The organism is Sphaerospermopsis kisseleviana CS-549 (genome assembly GCF_028329225.1).
In the GTDB taxonomy this organism is placed as follows: domain Bacteria; phylum Cyanobacteriota; class Cyanobacteriia; order Cyanobacteriales; family Nostocaceae; genus Sphaerospermopsis; species Sphaerospermopsis kisseleviana.
On the sequence record NZ_JAQMTI010000039.1, the window covers coordinates 15,344 to 34,065 of the forward strand.

17 protein-coding genes and 2 pseudogenes are annotated in these 18,722 nt (G+C 35.7%); 13 read left to right on the forward strand and 6 right to left on the reverse strand.

Features of this window, described 5'->3' with window-relative positions; all coding sequences use genetic code 11:
- Positions 1-160 precede the first annotated feature (160 nt).
- Together PN497_RS02935 and PN497_RS02940 are read left to right on the forward strand one after the other, a co-directional pair.
- Positions 161-1,324, forward strand: a complete 1,164-nt coding sequence (locus PN497_RS02935; RefSeq protein WP_096567591.1) for a cysteine desulfurase family protein — start codon at positions 161-163, stop codon at positions 1,322-1,324.
- A 203-nt stretch (positions 1,325-1,527) separates the two neighbouring features.
- Positions 1,528-2,256 carry a Uma2 family endonuclease gene (locus PN497_RS02940; RefSeq protein WP_096567593.1) on the forward strand — a complete coding sequence of 243 codons (729 nt, stop codon included), beginning with the start codon at positions 1,528-1,530 and terminating at the stop codon, positions 2,254-2,256.
- Here the strand turns inward: PN497_RS02940 and PN497_RS02945 are convergent.
- Positions 2,253-2,621: pseudogene (locus PN497_RS02945) on the reverse strand (Uma2 family endonuclease); the annotation flags it as partial. The gene PN497_RS02940 and the pseudogene PN497_RS02945 overlap by 4 nt on opposite strands.
- 403 nt (positions 2,622-3,024) lie before the next feature.
- On the opposite strand from PN497_RS02945, the gene psbP reads away from it, so the two are divergent.
- Both psbP and PN497_RS02955 read left to right on the forward strand, forming a co-directional pair.
- Entirely contained in the window at positions 3,025-3,570 is a 546-nt protein-coding gene (gene psbP, locus PN497_RS02950; protein WP_096567595.1) for a photosystem II reaction center PsbP, read from the forward strand.
- A 158-nt stretch (positions 3,571-3,728) separates the two neighbouring features.
- Entirely contained in the window at positions 3,729-4,322 is a 594-nt protein-coding gene (locus tag PN497_RS02955; protein WP_096567597.1) for a Maf family protein, read from the forward strand.
- A gap of 96 nt (positions 4,323-4,418) precedes the next feature.
- On the opposite strand, the gene PN497_RS02960 is transcribed toward PN497_RS02955, so the two are convergent.
- Together PN497_RS02960 and PN497_RS02965 are read right to left on the reverse strand one after the other, a co-directional pair.
- Positions 4,419-5,252 (reverse strand): DUF4351 domain-containing protein, encoded by an 834-nt coding sequence (locus PN497_RS02960; RefSeq protein WP_096567599.1) that lies wholly within the window; start codon positions 5,250-5,252, stop codon positions 4,419-4,421.
- 40 nt (positions 5,253-5,292) lie between these two features.
- Positions 5,293-6,060, reverse strand: a complete 768-nt coding sequence (locus PN497_RS02965) for a hypothetical protein (RefSeq protein ID WP_096567602.1) — start codon at positions 6,058-6,060, stop codon at positions 5,293-5,295.
- 223 nt (positions 6,061-6,283) lie between these two features.
- On the opposite strand from PN497_RS02965, the gene PN497_RS02970 reads away from it, so the two are divergent.
- The 5 genes from PN497_RS02970 (at position 6,284) to PN497_RS02990 (ending at position 11,947) form a co-directional block, all read left to right on the forward strand.
- Positions 6,284-7,021: a phycocyanobilin:ferredoxin oxidoreductase gene (locus tag PN497_RS02970; RefSeq protein WP_096567603.1), complete on the forward strand. Its 738-nt coding sequence runs from the start codon at positions 6,284-6,286 to the stop codon at positions 7,019-7,021.
- 1,058 nt (positions 7,022-8,079) lie between these two features.
- A complete protein-coding gene (locus PN497_RS02975; protein ID WP_096567605.1) occupies positions 8,080-9,519 on the forward strand; it encodes an HlyD family efflux transporter periplasmic adaptor subunit in 1,440 nt (479 codons plus the stop codon).
- 181 nt (positions 9,520-9,700) lie between these two features.
- Entirely contained in the window at positions 9,701-9,865 is a 165-nt protein-coding gene (locus PN497_RS02980; RefSeq protein ID WP_190649746.1) for a hypothetical protein, read from the forward strand.
- A 45-nt stretch (positions 9,866-9,910) separates the two neighbouring features.
- Positions 9,911-11,065: an ABC transporter permease DevC gene (devC, locus tag PN497_RS02985; RefSeq protein WP_096567607.1), complete on the forward strand. Its 1,155-nt coding sequence runs from the start codon at positions 9,911-9,913 to the stop codon at positions 11,063-11,065.
- A gap of 141 nt (positions 11,066-11,206) precedes the next feature.
- Entirely contained in the window at positions 11,207-11,947 is a 741-nt protein-coding gene (locus PN497_RS02990) for a DevA family ABC transporter ATP-binding protein (protein WP_096572658.1), read from the forward strand.
- Positions 11,948-11,964: 17 nt separating this feature from the next.
- Here the strand turns inward: PN497_RS02990 and PN497_RS02995 are convergent.
- A pseudogene (locus PN497_RS02995) lies at positions 11,965-12,180 on the reverse strand (hypothetical protein); the annotation flags it as partial.
- Positions 12,181-12,440: 260 nt separating this feature from the next.
- On the opposite strand from PN497_RS02995, the gene PN497_RS03000 reads away from it, so the two are divergent.
- The 4 genes from PN497_RS03000 (at position 12,441) to PN497_RS03015 (ending at position 15,585) form a co-directional block, all read left to right on the forward strand.
- Positions 12,441-13,220: an HAD family hydrolase gene (locus PN497_RS03000; protein ID WP_096567609.1), complete on the forward strand. Its 780-nt coding sequence runs from the start codon at positions 12,441-12,443 to the stop codon at positions 13,218-13,220.
- Between the two features lie 639 nt (positions 13,221-13,859).
- Positions 13,860-14,198: a Mo-dependent nitrogenase C-terminal domain-containing protein gene (locus PN497_RS03005; protein ID WP_096567611.1), complete on the forward strand. Its 339-nt coding sequence runs from the start codon at positions 13,860-13,862 to the stop codon at positions 14,196-14,198.
- Positions 14,199-14,220: 22 nt separating this feature from the next.
- Positions 14,221-14,493 carry a cupin domain-containing protein gene (locus PN497_RS03010; RefSeq protein WP_096567613.1) on the forward strand — a complete coding sequence of 91 codons (273 nt, stop codon included), beginning with the start codon at positions 14,221-14,223 and terminating at the stop codon, positions 14,491-14,493.
- A gap of 345 nt (positions 14,494-14,838) precedes the next feature.
- Complete coding sequence (locus PN497_RS03015; RefSeq protein ID WP_096567615.1) at positions 14,839-15,585, forward strand: creatininase family protein; 747 nt, start codon at positions 14,839-14,841, stop codon at positions 15,583-15,585.
- Positions 15,586-15,758: 173 nt separating this feature from the next.
- Here PN497_RS03015 and PN497_RS03020 read toward each other — a convergent pair whose 3' ends face one another.
- Entirely contained in the window at positions 15,759-17,150 is a 1,392-nt protein-coding gene (locus tag PN497_RS03020; protein ID WP_096567617.1) for a malic enzyme-like NAD(P)-binding protein, read from the reverse strand.
- A 149-nt stretch (positions 17,151-17,299) separates the two neighbouring features.
- Entirely contained in the window at positions 17,300-18,133 is an 834-nt protein-coding gene (locus tag PN497_RS03025) for a Uma2 family endonuclease (RefSeq protein ID WP_096567619.1), read from the reverse strand.
- Positions 18,134-18,722: the final 589 nt, after the last annotated feature.

The following is an 18,722-nucleotide window of genomic DNA, read 5'->3' on the forward strand; positions in this document are numbered from 1 at the left end:
GATAAGGGGAGATTAAGGGGGGTAAAAATGTGATAAAAATACGAGATACAACTTTTAAAATATCCTCTAAGAAAGCAAAAAGTTCTGACTCCTGACTCCTGACTCCTAATAATTTATTATTGCCCATAATAGATGTTAAATTATCAAAATTATTGATTTTATGCAAATTTATCTAGATTACAGTGCTACTACTCCCCCTCGTCCTGAGGCGATCGCTGTTATGCAATCAGTTTTAACTCAACAGTGGGGTAATCCTTCTAGTTTACATGAATGGGGCAACCGTGCAGCTTTAATTTTAGAAACTGCGCGGATGCAAGTTGCAGGTTTAATCAATGCTGTTCCTGAATCAATTATTTTTACTTCTGGGGGAACGGAAGCAGATAATTTAGCGATTATGGGTGTAGCTCGATGTTATGCTGTACCGCAACATATTATTATTTCTAGTGTGGAACATTCGGCTATTTCTGAACCAGTGGGAATGTTAGAAAGTTGGGGTTGGGATGTCACCCGGTTGGGTGTAGATGCACAAGGTAGAGTTAATCCTGAAGATTTAAAAGCAGCTTTACGACATAATACAGTTTTAGTATCTATGATTTATGGACAAAGCGAAGTGGGGACGGTTCAACCTATAGTAGAATTGGGAAAGATTGCTAAATTACATGATGCTTTATTTCATACAGATGCAGTACAAATTGCTGGACGTTTAGCGATAGATGTGAATAATTTACCTGTTGATTTATTGAGTATTTCTAGTCATAAATTATATGGTCCTTTGGGTGCGGGTGCTTTATATGTGCGTCCAGGGGTGGAGTTAATACCTTTGTTGGGTGGTGGTGGCCAGGAAAAAAAATTGCGTTCTGGTACACAAGCAACTCCCGCTATTGCTGGTTTTGGGGTTGCTGCGGAGTTAGCTGGAAAGGAGTTAGAAGGGGAAAAAATAAGATTAATAAAATTGCGCGATCGCCTCTTTTCTTTGTTAGAAAATGTCCCCGGTTTAATTCCTACTGGTGATATGATTAATCGTTTACCCCATCATCTGAGTTTTTGTTTAGAATATGCAGATGGTGAAAAAATCAGTGGTAAAACTTTAGTTCGTCAGTTAAATTTAGCGGGAATTGGTATTAGTGCGGGTGCTGCTTGTAATAGTGGTAAATTAAATCCTAGTCCGATTTTATTAGCAATGGGATATTCTCAAAAAGCTGCTTTAGGAGGAATTAGGTTAACATTAGGAAAACAGACAACGGAAGCGGATATTGATTGGACTGCGATGGTTTTGAAACAGGTTTTGCAGAGGTTGGTAAATGTGGAATTAGTCAGGAGTTGATTGTGAGAATTTTTTGTCAGAATCAGAATGTCCAGGATTAAAGGATTTACAGGATTTTTGTCTCACTCCTTCTCTCGTTCCCAGTCTCTGACTGGGAATGCTATCATAGAGTCTCTGACTTTAATTTTATTACAAAAGGCAGAGCCTTTAATAATTCATTCCCATATAGAGTATGGGAACGAGTAAATTACCAATTACCAATTATGTATCAAACAGATCCACCCCGTTCTCCTCAAGAAGTATTAGCAACGATGTATGATCTTAAAAGTGAAGATCCAGAGGAAAAAGGTTTGCCAGATCAATTTCATTTATTACAACCTCGTTTATTAGACGAAACTTTTAAATCTTCTGTTTATCCTAGCGACAAAATCTTTACCGCTAGTGATATGAATTTATATTATGATCCCAATCATCCCACATGGTATAAAAGACCAGATTGGTTTGTATCTGTGGGTGTTTCTCCTCTTTATAAAAATGGTGATTTACGTTTGAGTTATGTAATTTGGCAAGAAGGAATTACTCCTTTTGTGATAGTTGAATTACTTTCACCAGGTACAGAAAAGGAAGATTTAGGACAGACTTTAAGAGATGTGGAAAAACCGCCGACAAAATGGGAAGTTTATGAACAGATTTTAAGGATTCCTTACTATGCGATTTTTGACCGTTATACCTATACATTTAGAATGTTTAAATTAGATGGTGGTCGTTATGCAGAAATAGATTTATCATCATTAAATAATCGTTTTTGGATACCAGAAATAGAGTTAGGTTTGGGTGTTTGGGAGGGAATATATAATAATATTCAACAACCTTGGTTAAGGTGGTATGATGTTTCTGGTAATTGGGTTTTGACTCCTACGGAACAGGAAAGAAAACAAAAGGAAAGATTGATAGAACAGTTAAGAAAGCTGGGTGTTGAACCTGATATTTAATAGACAAGTGGTAGCATTTCCGCTATCACAAGTTCTAAATCAGGAAAATCTAGAGGTGATATTTTTTGATGTTCTGTGAAAATTTCTTGATTTTGATAACCGTCTATTGTTGGATTTCTAAATACAATTAATTCGCGTTTGACTACATCCAATACCCAATAATCTTTAATTCCTGCTTGAGAATAAGCTTTAGCTTTGATTTCTGTATCTAGTTTTAAACTACTATCTGCAACTTCAATGATAAAATAAATTTCATCTGGTGTAGGATGATGATCTGCATAGTCTAAAGGATCTATTTTGACTACAGCAACATCTGGTTCAGGTTCAGACCTTTCATTTAATTTTACAGGGTCTTGAATAGCTATATCCAGTCCATCTGTAAAAATTCCCCTTTATCTGACAAGGAATATATATTAATATTCCCCCAAAATCTGCAAAAATCACCAATTTAGATCACAAACTAGCTAACCTGCCCAGAAATGAAATTCAGCACTAATAGTTCAAGTCTACTAAAATAGACTAAAAGCTTTTTATAGTCGTCTAAAGAGGACTTTTGCTATTAGCCTGATAATTCATTCTCAGGCGGGTATTTTACACAGTGTATCAAATTTTTCAATATGGCTGAACTACCCAAAACCCTAGAAGCGTGCAGTTCAATCCGGTGAAGCGGTAAAATCGTCCTTAGCTGAACGTACCAATTAATGAGAAAATAAAGACTTGCAATCATCCTTGTCTTGTATTGCTTCCCACCGAAAGGAATTTTTATCAATGTGGAAACGAATTGCGTTAATCTTGGTTTTAGTGTTCAGTATCAGTTTCAGTAACCCTGATGTTGCTGCTGCGGCTGGACTCAAAAGCTTTGTAGATACTGCTGATGGTTATCAGTTTTTATATCCTAATGGTTGGTTGCAAGTTAAAGTTGCCGACGGTCCTGATGTGGTATTTCATGATTTAATCGAAGTATCAGAAAATGTCTCTGTGGTGATTAGTCCTGTTCCTGAAGGTAAAAGTTTAACTGAATTGGGAACACCCAATGAGGTAGGATATAAATTAGGAAAAGCTGCTCTTGCTCCTGAAGGTTCTGGACGTTCCGCAGAATTAGTTAATGTTGCTCAAAAAGAAACTGATGGTAAAACATACTATTTTCTAGAGTATGAAGTTCAACTTCCTAACCGTGAAAAACGCCACAATATAGCTAGTGTTGCTGTGAGTCGTGGTAAGTTGTTTACTTTTAACGCTTCTGTACCTGAAAGACGTTGGAAAAAACTGCAACGCATGATTGATGAAGTTGTCAGTTCTTTTACGGTTTATTAATTTAGCTGATTGGGATGATCAATTTTAGATTTTAAACTTTAGATTTTAGATTTTAGATTTTAGATTTTAGATGGAAATGAAGTAAGTAAAATCCAAAGTCCAAAATTTAAAATCTAATACCCAATTACCAATTACCAATTACCAATTACCAATTACTTATGAATATTCCTGATTTTATACTTGCTTCTGCTTCTCCTGCACGTCGTCGTTTGTTGCAAACTGTGGGTATTGAACCTATTGTTAAAGCTAGTGATTTTGATGAGTCGCAAATTCAAATTAGTGAACCAAAAGCATTAGTAGAAATTTTAGCTAAGTGTAAAGCTGAAACTATTGCACCTGAGTTTCCCTCTGGGTTAGTGATGGGTTGTGATTCGGTTTTAGCCATTGATGGACAGATTTATGGTAAACCAGAAAATGCAGAAGTGGCGATCGCTCGTTGGAATTTAATGCAGGGTAATTTTGGTGATTTGTATACTGGTCATGTTTTAATTGATAATACCCAAAATCGCACTGTTGTTAAATGTCAAATTACTAGAGTTTATTTTGGGAAAATGAGCGATCGCGCCATTGCAGCTTATGTTCAAACAGGTGAACCCCTTAAATGTGCCGGTGCTTTTGCTTTAGAAGGTTTTGGTAGTTTATTTGTGGAAAAAATCGAAGGTTGTCATAGTAATGTAATTGGTTTGAGTTTACCATTACTGCGGCAAATGTTAGCAGAATTAGGTTATGAAGTTACAGATTTTTGGCAATAGTTGAGTAATGATTATTCCTAATTTACCTCATTCCTTTACCTTCCAAAATCCAGAGATTTATCAAACATTCTGACTCCTGACTCCTGACTCCTTACCTTAATCACAATTTTCACTTAACCAATTACTTAAATCACCTTCAGTTTTAAAATCTAATAAAGCTTCCCCCAAATCTTCTAACTGTGTAAAAGATAAATCTTGAATTTGATTTTGAATTTCTGTACCTATTTTTCCTAAATGACGCTGAATGATACGAAGAATTAACTTCACTTCTGAGCGTCTTCCCTGTTCTAACCCTTCTCTAACAATTTTTTGATACACTACAGATTCTTGCATAATATCCTCCCAAAAATAAGCATTGATGATATCTGTATCAAATTTAATTCCAGCTAAAAGTTGCACACAAGCGGAGATGTTAATTTTTTGTCTTCTGTCTTCTATTATATTTACTTTAGCTGCGACTTGTTCTAATATTATACTAGAATTATCAGCTTTGGCTAATACTGCTAAGGGTAATAGTTCGATCGTTGCTAATAATGGTTCAGGTTCACATTCCCAAATTCTGATCACTCGATAACGGTGAAAAGTATTGGTAGCTCTAAATTCATTAATAAATACATCTTCTGATGTGGTTGGTTTTAAGAAAATAACAATTTGCTCAATCTCAATATTATATTGACGATATAATCTCACCCAATAATCTAACATCCGTAAAGGTAGAGGTGGTTTTGATTGGGGAATGGTTTGAAACTCTAAATGAATGATTTTACTGCTGGTTTTTAATAAAAATAGTCCATCAACCCGAATGGGTTCTAAATTTAATTCTGTTTTTAATATTTCTGGTGTTTCGGAAATATTTGCACCAAGCAACCATTCAACAATTGCTTGTGGATATTCTTCAATTAAGTATTTCAGAGTGCTGTCGTAACTCATCTTTCAAATCTTAACTATTGGATTTTTGATTGATTTTATGTTAACTTTTTGTTTGTTTTTTTATAATACATTCATAACCATCATAACCACTGTATACTTCTTCTGGTGTATTGAATAATTCCCATCCTCTGATACCATAATGCTTATTGAAGAGCGATAAGAACTTAGTCTGATCAATTTTTTCCCACTTGCTCCTTTCTATATGATTTACTTCTTCACCATTTTCTGCTATTATGAAATAATAAGCATCTTCATAATAAACTTCAGTTTTTTTATTTAACCAACTACCTGTTTCTCTAGTTTTTCTTTGTTCTCTAGTATCTGCATAAATTCTTAGTTTTTTATATTTATAGCTTACAGAAATATTTGTTAAATTTTCAATTTTTCTGTCTATTCTGTAGAAATTACCATTTATAGCTGATAATTTACCCAATATTTTCTCATATATAGTTTCTAGATAACTAATTAATAATGTTTGCTCTCTAGCTATTAAGATAAAGCGTTCCAAATCTTTTTCACATTCATCAACTTCTAAGTATTCCAGACATTCTCTAATACTTTCATCAATAGAAACTAAGGGTGAAAATATCTCCTTAAATCTTTCCTTTACTCTTTCAACATCTTCAGCATATATGTATTTTTTACAAAAGACATCTTCTTCAACTTTGCCGTAAAATATTTTATTGAAAATAACTTCAGCAAATCTTTCTTGATCAAAAATTATTTTTTCATCATCTATGTAATTATTTTCACTAACGGAAATATTTTCTTGCTCGTCTTCAAAATGATTATTGGATTCGGTATTCATGATTTATTTTAAGAAATAGATTTTCAATCATGTTACAATATGGATGGTTAATTATATAACTTGTGGAAAAAATTTTTATACTTATTTAAATAAGTTAACAAAAAATCATAAAAATAAATAATATATTAGAATTGCGTTGCAAATCTTATGATTCTCAACATAAATACAACAAAATGTACTCAATAATTGTAAACTATATAATAAAGTCCATGAATCAAAAAATATGTCTTCCATTTCTACCCCATCCCTACGTGAACAACAACATCCCTTGATTTGTAAACTAGCTGATACAATTGAAGCAGCTTGGCATAAATACCTAGACTTATCACCCTATCATTTACCTGCGGAATTAGGATATGTAGAAGGTAGACTAGAAGGGGAAAAACTAATTATAGAAAATCGTTGTTATCAAAGTACCCACTTTCGTAAAATGCACTTGGAACTAGCAAGAGTGGGAAATATGTTAGATATTTTGCATTGTGTGATGTTTCCCCGACCAGAATATGATATACCTATGTTTGGTTGTGATTTAGTTGGAGGTAGAGGTCAAATTAGTGCTGCGATCGCTGACCTTTCTCCTGTTAACTTAGAACGGATTTTACCAGAAGGTTATAATTCCCAACTGAAAAATTTAACAACAATTAACTTTTCCCAATCCCGTGATTTACCAGAGTGGGGAAATATCTTTTCTGATTTTTGTTTGTTTATTCGTCCCAGTTCTTTAGAAGAAGAAAGCTTATTTTTGGGAAGAGTAAAAGACTTTTTAGATATTCATTGTAGTCAAGCGATCGCATCTATTCCCGTAGCAGCAGAAAAAGTACCTGTAATTATTGCCGGACAACATAATTATTGTACAAAACAACAACAAAATGATAAAACCCGACGAGTTCTAGAAAAAGCTTTTGGTGAAGATTGGGCAGAAAATTACATGACTACGGTATTATTTGATTTACCACAATAAGTCAGTAATCAGCTATCAGTAATCAGTAATCAGTAATCAGTTATTAGTTATCATCGAATAGCAGTAAGAGCAGGGAGCATCCCAAATGTGTCAGTTTATTTTAAGTTTATTCTTATCTAAACAATAGAAAATTACCCCTCGCTTGATATGATTGAACCGCAAAGAACGCAAAGAACACAAAGAAAGATGTTAGAGAATTTAGCGCAGACTCATCAAGAAACAGTATAACAAGGATACAGAGTTTTGTTAAATTACACCAGTGTTAATCAGAGCAATTTACAGACTATGATTGATTGTTTTCAGGTTCTTGCGGATCATGCTTACAGCAGTTTTCATGTCTTTAGACCACAGTAAGGGCGAAGCATTCGGATGATAGTCTTAGATAAAAACCGATAATTAATTGTCCGAATGCTGATGCTTCCAGCACGCTTCGCGAACGCCCCTACATTGTTCACGCGAAACTTAAATCAAAATGTGGTTTATTTACCTGAAAATAGCTGTAATTGAAAAATTTTTAAGACTCCCTATCTGTAAGCTTCGTTACGTTTTTTCATCACTAATAAATGTAGAATTTATTTAACTAAAGTTAAATGGGAGTTTAAAATCGGTAGAAATAAAAGTAGCGCATCATATATTATCAGGAAATTACCAAAAATATTTGTTGTTTTGTTAGATGTAAACAAATAAATTGGTTCACAGGTTAACAATTCAGTTGTTAACAATTCAGTTAAGAAAACATTGATATTAGGAATTTTCTATTTGATATAGGGGTATGTAACACTTCTTCATACCCAGATCCCTGACTTCTAATATCAATTCTTAATTTATTTTTGCGTGATTATGATTAGCGCATTTATTCCATATTGCTGGGATAAATCATCAGCAATAAAAAATATTTGCTTAATATTTGCTTATCTGGGTGCTGAATGTGGTGAATTAAACAGTGCGAATTCCTGTAATTTTTTGTGCAATCACAACTTATATTTTACCAAATCAACTGAGGCTAATTTGCTTTTTTACTTTCACAAATCACAAATTAGATAAAAGGGCAACATATCATGTCAAGGGTGACTGAAAAGCCAAAGTTAACAGAATCGGCACTAGAAAAATCTCAAGTTTGGTTGAAAGTTGCTATAGCCTTACCAGTAGTGATCGCCGCTGGTGTTCTAGGTACAGCCAGAATTGAACAATTAAAAAAACTAACTTCCTCCGTATCTGTAGCCCCTACTCCCAGTAGTATTAGTGCTGTGGGCAGATTAGAACCGCGAGGAGAAGTAATTAAAATAGCTGCTCCCAACTCAGGACTATCAGCAGGTTCACGAGTACAACAACTATTGGTAAAAGAAGGACAAAAAGTACAACAGGGTCAAGTTATTGCCATTTTAGATAGCCGCGACAGCAACATGGCCGCAGTCGAAGAAGCAAAAGCCCGACTACAAGAATCTCGTGCTAATTTAGCCCAGGTAAAAGCTGCTTCACCAAGAGATATTCAAGCTCAAACAGCGGTCATTTCTCGTTTACAAGCACAGCTAGAAGGAGAAAAACAAGCCCAACAAGCGACTATTGCCCGCATTGCTGCTGAGTTAAGTGGGGAAAAAATCGCCCAAACTGCCACAATTAAACGTCTAGAAGCCGAACTCAGTGGACAAAGAGATAGTTTAAGAGCCACAATTAACCGGGTACAAGCTGAACAACGCAATGCTCAAGTTGATGCCGGACGCTATGAGTTTTTATATCAACAGGGGGCTATTTCCCAGCAAGAACGGGATAGAAGACGTTTGAGTGCTGTCACCGCTACTCAGCAACTGCGGGAAACTCAAGCTAGTTTGAGACAAGCACTAGGAACACTACAACAACAAATTGCTGAAGCTAGAGCTACTCAAATCCAAACTATCGCTACTTTACAGCAGCAACTGATCGAGGCTACGGCCACCCGCGACAAAACTGTGTCCACATTACAAAGGCAAATTGACGAGGAAAGAGCGAGATTAAGCAGGTTATTAGATGTGCGTCCTACTGATGTACAAATGGCACAAGCTCAAATTAGTAATGCGATCGCCTTTGTCAGAAAAGCCCAAGCAGAACTGCAACTAAGTTATGTCAAAGCCCCAACCCCTGGCGAAATTTTAAAAGTTCACACCAAATCCGGGGAAGTCATGAGTACAAATGGCATTGCGGAAATTGGACAAACGGATCAAATGTTTGTCATTGCTGAAATTCCCGAAGATAGTATTGGTAAAGTTCGTGTTGGTCAAAGTGCGACTATCACCAGTGATAACGGCGCATTTAGCGGGCAAATCAAAGGCAATATCACAGAAATTGGCCGAAAAATCGGTAAAAAAGATGTACTGAATACAGATCCAGCGGCAGATATTGATGCCAGAGTCGTAGAAGTCAAAATTTCTCTTTCTCCCGCAGATAGTCAACAAGTTTCTGGTTTAACTAACGCTAAAGTGATTGTAGAAATTAACACTGATAACATTAGCAAAACCAACTAACTTGAAATTACACCAGGAGTCAGGAGTAAAACTGGCGAAAGTGTATAGGTTTCAATTTAAATTCTGTACCTCATTGATCTGCAATCTGCGATAAATTGACGGTAATAAAACTGGGAGCATCCCCATAAAAGAAAAAATCAACACAGCCACACCAAAAACTCTCTAAAACTCTCTTACCTTTGTGTCCTTTGCACGCCAGTTGCTACAAGTCGGCAGAGCCGCCCAACGCACTGGCTCGTCTTTGCGGTTCAATCAAATTCAGCCAAATTCAGCATGGAATAATTTTCTGTTATTAGATAAAAATCAACTTCCACATTTGGGATATTCCCATAATACCTGGAATTGATTCATTTAATTAATCCCAAATCCAACATCTCCAATCCAAAATTAAATGACTCAAAAAATACCTCTATCTTGGCTACAACTGACAAGAGAAAAAACTCGCCTAGCTGTGGCTTTATCAGGTATTGCCTTTGCTGATATCTTGATGTTTATGCAGCTAGGTTTTCGGGATGCACTATATTACAGTAACGTCAGAATGCACAGCAGTTTAAAGGGTGACATTGTTGTAATTAACAATCAATCTAATGCTGTATTAGCAATGAAACCTTTTTCCCAAAGGCGATTATATAAAGCTTTAGATGTGCCAGCAGTGGAATCAGTGCATCCGATCTATTTAGACTATACCACTTGGAAAAATCCTATTACTGGTCGCCCTCGTAGTATCCTAACTTTTGCCTTCAACCCAGAATTTAATGTTTTTGATTTGCCCGGAGTAGAAGAAAATATCAATAAATTGAAAATGCCAGATGTGGTATTATTTGACCGTTCTTCTAGGGTAGAATATGGACCAATTGCTAGTGATTTTGAACAGGGGAAAAATGTCACAGCAGAGGTGAGAAGACGACGAATTAAAGTAGCAGGATTATTTACTTTAGGAGCATCCTTTGGCGCAGATGGCAATTTAATTACCAGTGATGTCAACTTTTTGCGAATATTTAATAATCGCCAAAGGGGATTAATTGATATCGGGTTAATTAGATTAAAACCTGGTTCAGATGTCAACCAAGTGGCTGCATATTTGCGGACTTATTTACCTACAGATGTGAATGTTTTCACTAAAGAAGAATTTATTGATTTTGAAAGAAACTATTGGGCAACGAGTACCGCTATTGGTTTTATTTTCACTTTAGGGACAATTATGGGTTTTATTGTGGGAACTGTAATTGTTTATCAGATTTTGTATACAGAAGTAACAGATCATTTATCTGAATATGCTACTCTCAAAGCCATAGGTTATACACAAAATTATTTATTAACAGTCATTCTGCAAGAAGCTTTTATGTTAGCAGTTTTAGGATACATTCCTGGATTTGCTTGTGCTTTATTTCTTTACCGAGTTGCTAGAGATGCCACACTTTTACCAGTTTTTATGAGTTATTATCGGGCTATTATGGTACTAATATTAACTATTTTAATGTGTTTTATTTCTGGTGTAATAGCCATGAGAAAATTACGCTCCGCTGATCCTGCTGATATTTTCTAAAGTGGAAGGCAGGAGAGGAGAATTTTAGATTTTAGATTTTAGATTTTAGATTTTAGATTGGAGATGACAAAAACAATCCAAAATCCTTTCATCCAAAATCCTTTCATTGCATCACCAATCACCAATTACCAATCACCTATGATGAACACTTCAGAACCAGTAATTGCCATTAAAAATATCAACCATTATTATGGTCGAGGGGCGCTGAGAAAACAAATTTTATTTGATATTAACCTAGAAATATATCCGGGAGAAATTGTCATTATGACTGGTCCATCAGGTTCAGGTAAAACCACATTACTAAGCTTAATTGGTGGGTTGCGGTCTGTACAAGAAGGAAGCCTGAAATTTTTAGGTAAGGAACTATTTGGCTCTAGTCAAAGTCAATTGGTACAGAGTCGGCGTAATATAGGTTATATTTTCCAAGCTCACAATTTACTCGGTTTTTTAACTGCTAGACAAAATGTGCAAATGGCAGTGGAATTAAACGAGGGTATTTCTCAATTCCAAGCTATTAAAAAATCAGAAGCTATGTTGGGGGCAGTGGGGTTAGCTGAAAGGATGAACTACTACCCAGACAATTTATCTGGTGGGCAAAAACAAAGGATAGCGATCGCCCGCGCCTTAGTCAATCAACCTCCATTAGTTTTAGCAGATGAACCAACGGCAGCATTAGATAAACAATCAGGACGTGATGTGGTAGAAATCATGCAGCGTCTAGCAAAAGAACAAGGAACGGCAATTTTATTAGTTACCCATGATAACCGCATCCTAGATATAGCTGATCGTATCGTGGAAATGGAAGATGGTCTGTTAACTCGTGATGCTCAAAATATACCTATCAGCAACAAGGTAGGGCCGCAAGTTTCAGAGTCTCACTAACTAAACTGTTTACTGAGTCAAGCCTTAGCTTTTCCAGTTGTTTTTTTTGGTGGTGGAGGAACAGTTGGCTTTCCTGTTGGACTCTCTGAAGGTGCAGCAACATTTGGTTGGCGAGTAGTACGGAAAGTAACATTTACCCCTTCATTGGATTGTTCCAAAACCAGCAGGGGTGTGGGTTTAGCCTTTTGATCCCAGTGCATATAGACAATCCTACCCTGAATCGTTGGCTGCCATTAGTCGTCAGTTTAGGATGCCCAAATATTTGGTAAGCTGTTGTGCATTTAATTTGTATAAGTGGAACAGGCATCTTGCCTGTTGAACAAGAGTTCAGAATATTAGACCTGTCCGAAAATTAAATATGCGTTTTCTAAAACCCTTGTAGAGACGTTCTATAGAACGTCTCTACATTAATTCCCGGAAATGTCTGTTAGGATTATACAATTTAGCTATTATCAATCTTTTTTACATCATATTCCTTGATTGTCATTTTTCTATGTACAGACACATTAGCAATTCTCATGAGTGGAAGAATATACGTCTCGTAGCCACAGATATGGATGGAACTTTGACTCAAGAGGGAAAATTCACCTCCTCACTGTTGCAAGCTTTAGAGAATTTAGCAGCTACAGGAGTTAAGGTATTGATTGTCACCGGTCGTTCAGCTGGTTGGGTCAGTGGACTCAGTAGTTTGATGCCAGTTGCGGGTGCTTTAGCAGAAAATGGGGGTTTGTTCTATTCATCTCTTAAATTAGAACCACTAACTTTAACACCTATTCCTGATTTAGCTCAACATCGTCAGGACTTAGCTACAACTTTTACCAAATTACAAAGTCAATTTCCGCAAATTCAGGAATCTGCTGACAATCGGTTTCGTGTCACTGATTGGACATTTAATGTTGCTGATTTGACATTAAATGAATTGCAATATCTCAGTAACCTTTGTCAACTTGAGGGTTGGGGATTTACTTATAGTAACGTCCAATGTCACATTAAACCACAAGCACAAAATAAATCTGCGGGACTGTTACAAGTGCTACGCGAATACTTCCCAGAATATTCACTAGAACAAGTTGTTACTGTAGGTGATAGTCCCAATGATGAAAGTTTATTTGATAGTCGTTATTTTCCTATTTCTGTAGGTGTGGCAAATGTGATGAAATATGCCAATCAGTTACAGTATCAACCTACTTATGTAACTAATGCGGCTGAAGGAGCAGGATTTTTTGAGTTATCTAGTTATATTTTGCAAAGCTTGTCAACGTCAAAAAGTTAGATGATTCATAGTAATAATTCAGCAATCAGTAAATTGCTACGCTATTTACAGATTACTGATAGCTAAATTTTTGCATTTATTATAACATATTTTGTGTTTTATAAACTAATTTTACCAGTCTGTTAGTTTGTTCTTATCAAAGAATTTCTTGCTACTAGTTAGATAATATCTAGGTTAACTCATGTAACATATATAACATTTTTAGGCTAGAATTTGATTTAAAATCAGTGAAAGTCATTGCTGAATATTGATAGACGCTCGTTATAGCAACGCTCAACCTATATTTTGATGAGAACAGTGACAATTTGCAACACTGTATAGTTTTCCCACCAAGCTTTTGGGATTGATATATGGGATCACAATATTCGATATCAGTAATTAATAAGTTAAGGTAATACCATTTTTATTATTTCTTTGCTATTTTGTATTTAACGGGACAGTTATTCAACACACCGTGAGTTTAAATAGCAATTAATTAAGGAATTTATCTGCCCATTACTTGTAAGATATTCCAATTGCAATTTTTTGATCTAGAATTACTAAGGCAACGCAGATTTCTGTAAGATTTTGCATGGTCATCAGCCAAAATGGCAGAAGTTTATCAAGTTTATCAATTTAAAGACAACAGGATGTAGAACTATGATCACCACAAATTCTCAATCTATCATTTTCCCTAACTTGATTAGCCAGATCGAAGCAACCCAACAAACAAGTCATAAATCTGATTTACTACAACCAATACGTCAATGGTTAGATGAAATCGAATTTCACAATCGTCAACTAGCGAAATTGATCGCTAAACTGATTCCTGCTCAATGTCCCTTTGAACGTGATATTGTATTTTTCGGTCGCAAAATTGCCCACATTCCCCCTATGTGCAAACTCAATCCCCTATACGAACAATTTGTAGGCTTGCGTTTTCGCGCATTGTGTTATTTAGTAGATGAATGTGGCGAAGATATTCAATCCTACTGCTAAATCACCCTAGATACAACAACAAATGGAAATTAAGATCGAGCATCAACCGAGTCAAGAGAGCCTCAATCAGTTAGGTGTATACAAATGGGCAATTTGGCAAAAAGAAGTTTCCAAATTCCCTTGGACTTATGATTCTGAAGAAACTTGTTACTTTTTAGAAGGCGATGTAGTTGTTACCCCTGATGGCGGACAACCAGTGCAAATGGGTAAAGGAGATTTAGTAACATTTACTGCTGGGATGTCTTGTACATGGGAAATTATCAAAGACGTAAAAAAACATTATTCCTTTAATTAATTCGGCACTTCTGCACCAAGAGTCAAGATTTATGATCTTTGTCTCCTGGTATAGTTGACGATTTACAAAACAAACATTTCATCATTTACTTGGAGTAAGTCTTGTCTGGAGATTCGCAACGAGTTTGATTAACTCCAGTTGCAATAATTTGCAAATTGTAAATTCAAGTTGTCAATTGTTCAATATTTTCATCACTTGTTGCGACTCCCAAATAATTACCCAAATAATTACAATTACAATTACCAGTTAAAATTTAAAGCTTAAAAATCATTTGTAAAAATATTCATCAATCAGGAATAACTGATATATAATTATATTTTCCTATTTACATAAGATTTACACAAAATGTTATTACATCTCAGCACCTGGCCAGAAGTTGAAACGTATTTACAACAATCTCAGGGAATAATTTTTCCTATTGGTTCTACAGAACAACATGGACCTACTGGTTTAATTGGAACTGATGCGATTTGTGCAGAAGCTATATCTCGTGGTGTGGGGGAAACAACACAAGCTATGGTTGCACCAACAATTAATGTGGGTATGGCATTACATCACACTGCTTTTTCCGGTACGATTAGTTTACGTCCTAGCACTTTAATTTTAGTAATCAAAGATTACATTACCTGTTTAGCAAAAGCTGGTTTTACAAAGTTTTATTTTATTAATGGACATGGTGGAAATATTGCTACTTTAAAAGCTGCTTTTTCTGAAACCTACGCACATTTAGAAGATTTACAAATTCAAAACTACCAAAAAGTACAATGTCAAATTGCTAATTGGTTTATGTGTGGTTCTGTATATAAACTAGCGAAAGAATTGTATGGGGATCAAGAAGGTTCTCATGCTACCCCTAGTGAAGTTGCTGTTACTCAATATGTCTATCCAGAAGCTATTAAAAAAGCTCCTTTATCTCCAGAGGTTGCAGGTGGTCATAAAATTTATGGTGCAGTTGATTTCCGGTTACGTTATCCTGATGGCCGTATGGGTTCAAATCCTGATTTAGCAACTCCTGAACATGGTAAACAATTTTATGATCTAGCTGTGGAGGAGTTGAGTAAGAGTTATTTGGAGTTTTTGCATCAGGAATAAATCCTGTAGAGATGATTTACACATCATCTCTATTTTGAAATAAATCAAAATTGGTGTATTATAAATTTATCACGTTCCAGCTAATAAACCTGTAATAATTGAGTATTTCATGGCTGTTTTGTCGTGAACATATATGAGAATTGTAAACCCACATAAGTGGGTTTGTCATTTTATTAACTTTGAGCTATACCTTCTTCCCGTGCAGCTTGTTTAACAGCAGCAGCAACTGCTGTAGAAACACGCTCATCAAACACGGAAGGTATAATATGTTCTCGATTTAAATCAGAAGGTTTGACTAAAGAAGCGATCGCATTTGCAGCTTCTAAACACATATTAGTTGTAATTGTTTTCGCTCGACAATCTAACGCCCCACGAAATACCCCAGGAAAAGCCAGAACGTTATTAATTTGATTGGGGTAGTCACTACGGCCAGTAGCCATGACTGCGACATTTTTAGGTACTAATTCTGGTTGAATTTCGGGGATGGGATTGGCCATTGCAAACACAATAGCATCCTTTGTCATTGCTTGTACCATTTCTGGTGTTAAAACTCCAGGTCCACTCAACCCAATAAACACATCTGCACCTTGGGTAGCACCTGCTAAAGTTCCTTGTGCTTTAACTGCAAATTCCCTTTTTTCGTCGTTCAAATCTGTGCGATTAATAGAGATAATGCCTTTAGAATCACACATCCAAATTTGTTCTGCACCGGCTTTTCTGAGTAAACGAGCAACTGCGATCCCCGCTGCACCAGCACCATTAATGACAATGCGGATATTTGCAATTGATTTATGTACTAATTTCAAAGCATTCAGTAAAGCAGCTAAGGTAACAATTGCAGTACCATTTTGATCATCATGAAAAATTGGTATATCTAATTCTGCTTGTAGTCTTTTTTCGATTTCAAAACAACGGGGTGCAGCAATATCTTCAAGATTTACACCACCAAATACAGGGGCGATATTTTTGACTGCTTTGATGATTTCTTCTGTATCTTGGGTATCTAAGCAGATGGGGAAAGCATCTATACCTGCAAATTCTTTAAATAACATGGCTTTACCTTCCATTACGGGTAAAGCAGCACCAGGACCAAGATTACCTAAACCTAATACTGCGCTACCATCGGTGACAATGGCGACAGTGTTTTGTTTAATGGTGAGGTGGTAAACTTCCTCTGGGTTTTCGGCGATCGCTTTACAAATTCTTCCTACTCCTGGTGTGTAGGCCATAGCTAAATCAGAAACACTTTTTAAAGGAATTCTACTAGCAATACTGATTTTCCCGCCCCGATGTAAATTAAAAGTCCGGTCATAAACATCTATGACTTTAATATCAATTAGCTCTTTTACCGCTTGAACAATAGTTTCCGCTTGTTCTGTACTTGCTGCATCTACAGTAATATCACGGATAGACTCTTGGCGGTTTTGTTCAATTAAATCTATTTGTCCGAGATTACCACCACTAGAAGCGATCGCCTGTGTTACAGATGCTAACATCCCCACCCGGTTGGGAATTTGTAAGCGTAGTGTCACACTGAAACTAGAATTAGGAGTGAGATTTGTCATGGTGCGATAGTTAGATTTTGAATCTTAGATTTTATATTGAATTGCTAGTAAAATTGCAACTTTGATAAAAAATATGACATTTCATGTATAAGATTCAGATCCCGGACTTCTTAAAGAAGTCCGGGATCTATCAAATGTTTACTTTATCTTTAAGTAGGTAAATTATTCGGATCAATACCTTGGGAAACTAAAAAAGCTATTAATCTCTCCTTTTCTTCTCTTTCTTGTTCTGCACGTTGTCTTTCTTGTTCTGCACGTTCCCGTTCTCGTTCCGCACGTTGTCTTTCTTGTTCTGCAACTTCTTTTTCTTTAGCAATTTGTTCTAAACCCCAAGGTAACAAATTACCATTTTTGTCCCACCACCTTAACCAATAACCGTTTCTACCTTCTTTTTCACCTTGCCAAATTCCTAAAAATAACCCCATGTTTTCAATCCAATGACGACCATTTTCATCTGGTAATGTCAATTGATATCGGTCGTTTTTTAATTCATAAAATTCTAATAAACCAGCATCAGGTTCAAAAATCACGTATATAGGAACTTGTAAAACCTGTTCATAAAAAAACCATTTTCCCGGCGGATAACTCCGTTTAACAGAATATTCTCCCCCATCACCCCCATCATTATGAGATAGAAATTCCATGACTATTAATGGAAATTCACCTTCTAAATATGATGTATAACTTCTACGTTCTGGTAAAACTTCTTTCACGGATGGTATATATAACCAATCTGGTGCTTTAACAACAATTTCACCATTAACTGTCGCACAAAGTCCAAAATTAGAAACTATTAGCATTTCTGGTTTGATAAAACCTGCTATTTCTAAACTTTCCCGTAATGCACCTGCTAAAAGCGGTTGTCCTGTATTTTCCACCGGTTCATCCTCTAACTGAAAATCATCGGGTAAAGCTTCCCAAGTGATTACCAGTTGTTGGACTGTTTTCGGTGCAGTTGTTGGTTCACTAAGTTGGGTTGCCATTTAGATTACCTCTGGTTGATTTATTTTCATTGTATACTAGGAGTCAGGATGTCCAGAATTTGGATTGATGATTTTTGATTGTTTAATATTTTTATTTGTCTGAATCAGGATTTTCAGGATTTTAGGATGTACAGGATCTAGTTTATTAGTTGTTTGTTGGTGGTTGAGATTTGATTTTTTCTGAATCAGGATGTCCAGGATTTGAGGATGCACAGGATGTGATTTATTAGTTGTTTGTTGGTGTTTAATGTTTTTATTTGTCTGCTCAATTATTTATATTTTTTATAATACCAAAATTTAGTAATTGGGCAAATTAAATATTAATTAATTAACAAAATTAACAAAATCAAATAACCTGTAAATCCTGAAATCACCACATCATAAAAATCAAAACTCTCACTAAAAAACCACATCCTGAAAATCCTATAATCCTGGATATCCTGATTCAGACAAAATTCAAAATCCTCAAAATCACCACATCATAAAAATCAAAACTCTCACTAAAAAACCACATCCTGAAAATCCTATAATCCTGGATATCCTGATTCAGACAAAATTCAAAATCCTCAAAATCACCACATCATAAAAA

Excerpts from the sequence above, each read along its gene's own strand:
- PN497_RS02935 (WP_096567591.1), top strand. The coding sequence starts at position 161 with ATGCAAATTTATCTAGATTACAGTGCTACTACTCCCCCTCGTCCTGAG.
- PN497_RS02940 (WP_096567593.1), top strand. The coding sequence starts at position 1,528 with ATGTATCAAACAGATCCACCCCGTTCTCCTCAAGAAGTATTAGCAACG.
- psbP (WP_096567595.1), top strand. The coding sequence starts at position 3,025 with ATGTGGAAACGAATTGCGTTAATCTTGGTTTTAGTGTTCAGTATCAGT.
- PN497_RS02955 (WP_096567597.1), top strand. The coding sequence starts at position 3,729 with ATGAATATTCCTGATTTTATACTTGCTTCTGCTTCTCCTGCACGTCGT.
- PN497_RS02960 (WP_096567599.1), bottom strand. The coding sequence starts at position 5,252 with ATGAGTTACGACAGCACTCTGAAATACTTAATTGAAGAATATCCACAA.
- PN497_RS02965 (WP_096567602.1), bottom strand. The coding sequence starts at position 6,060 with ATGAATACCGAATCCAATAATCATTTTGAAGACGAGCAAGAAAATATT.
- PN497_RS02970 (WP_096567603.1), top strand. The coding sequence starts at position 6,284 with ATGTCTTCCATTTCTACCCCATCCCTACGTGAACAACAACATCCCTTG.
- PN497_RS02975 (WP_096567605.1), top strand. The coding sequence starts at position 8,080 with ATGTCAAGGGTGACTGAAAAGCCAAAGTTAACAGAATCGGCACTAGAA.
- devC (WP_096567607.1), top strand. The coding sequence starts at position 9,911 with ATGACTCAAAAAATACCTCTATCTTGGCTACAACTGACAAGAGAAAAA.
- PN497_RS02990 (WP_096572658.1), top strand. The coding sequence starts at position 11,207 with ATGAACACTTCAGAACCAGTAATTGCCATTAAAAATATCAACCATTAT.
- PN497_RS03000 (WP_096567609.1), top strand. The coding sequence starts at position 12,441 with ATGTACAGACACATTAGCAATTCTCATGAGTGGAAGAATATACGTCTC.
- PN497_RS03005 (WP_096567611.1), top strand. The coding sequence starts at position 13,860 with ATGATCACCACAAATTCTCAATCTATCATTTTCCCTAACTTGATTAGC.
- PN497_RS03010 (WP_096567613.1), top strand. The coding sequence starts at position 14,221 with ATGGAAATTAAGATCGAGCATCAACCGAGTCAAGAGAGCCTCAATCAG.
- PN497_RS03015 (WP_096567615.1), top strand. The coding sequence starts at position 14,839 with ATGTTATTACATCTCAGCACCTGGCCAGAAGTTGAAACGTATTTACAA.
- PN497_RS03020 (WP_096567617.1), bottom strand. The coding sequence starts at position 17,150 with ATGACAAATCTCACTCCTAATTCTAGTTTCAGTGTGACACTACGCTTA.
- PN497_RS03025 (WP_096567619.1), bottom strand. The coding sequence starts at position 18,133 with ATGGCAACCCAACTTAGTGAACCAACAACTGCACCGAAAACAGTCCAA.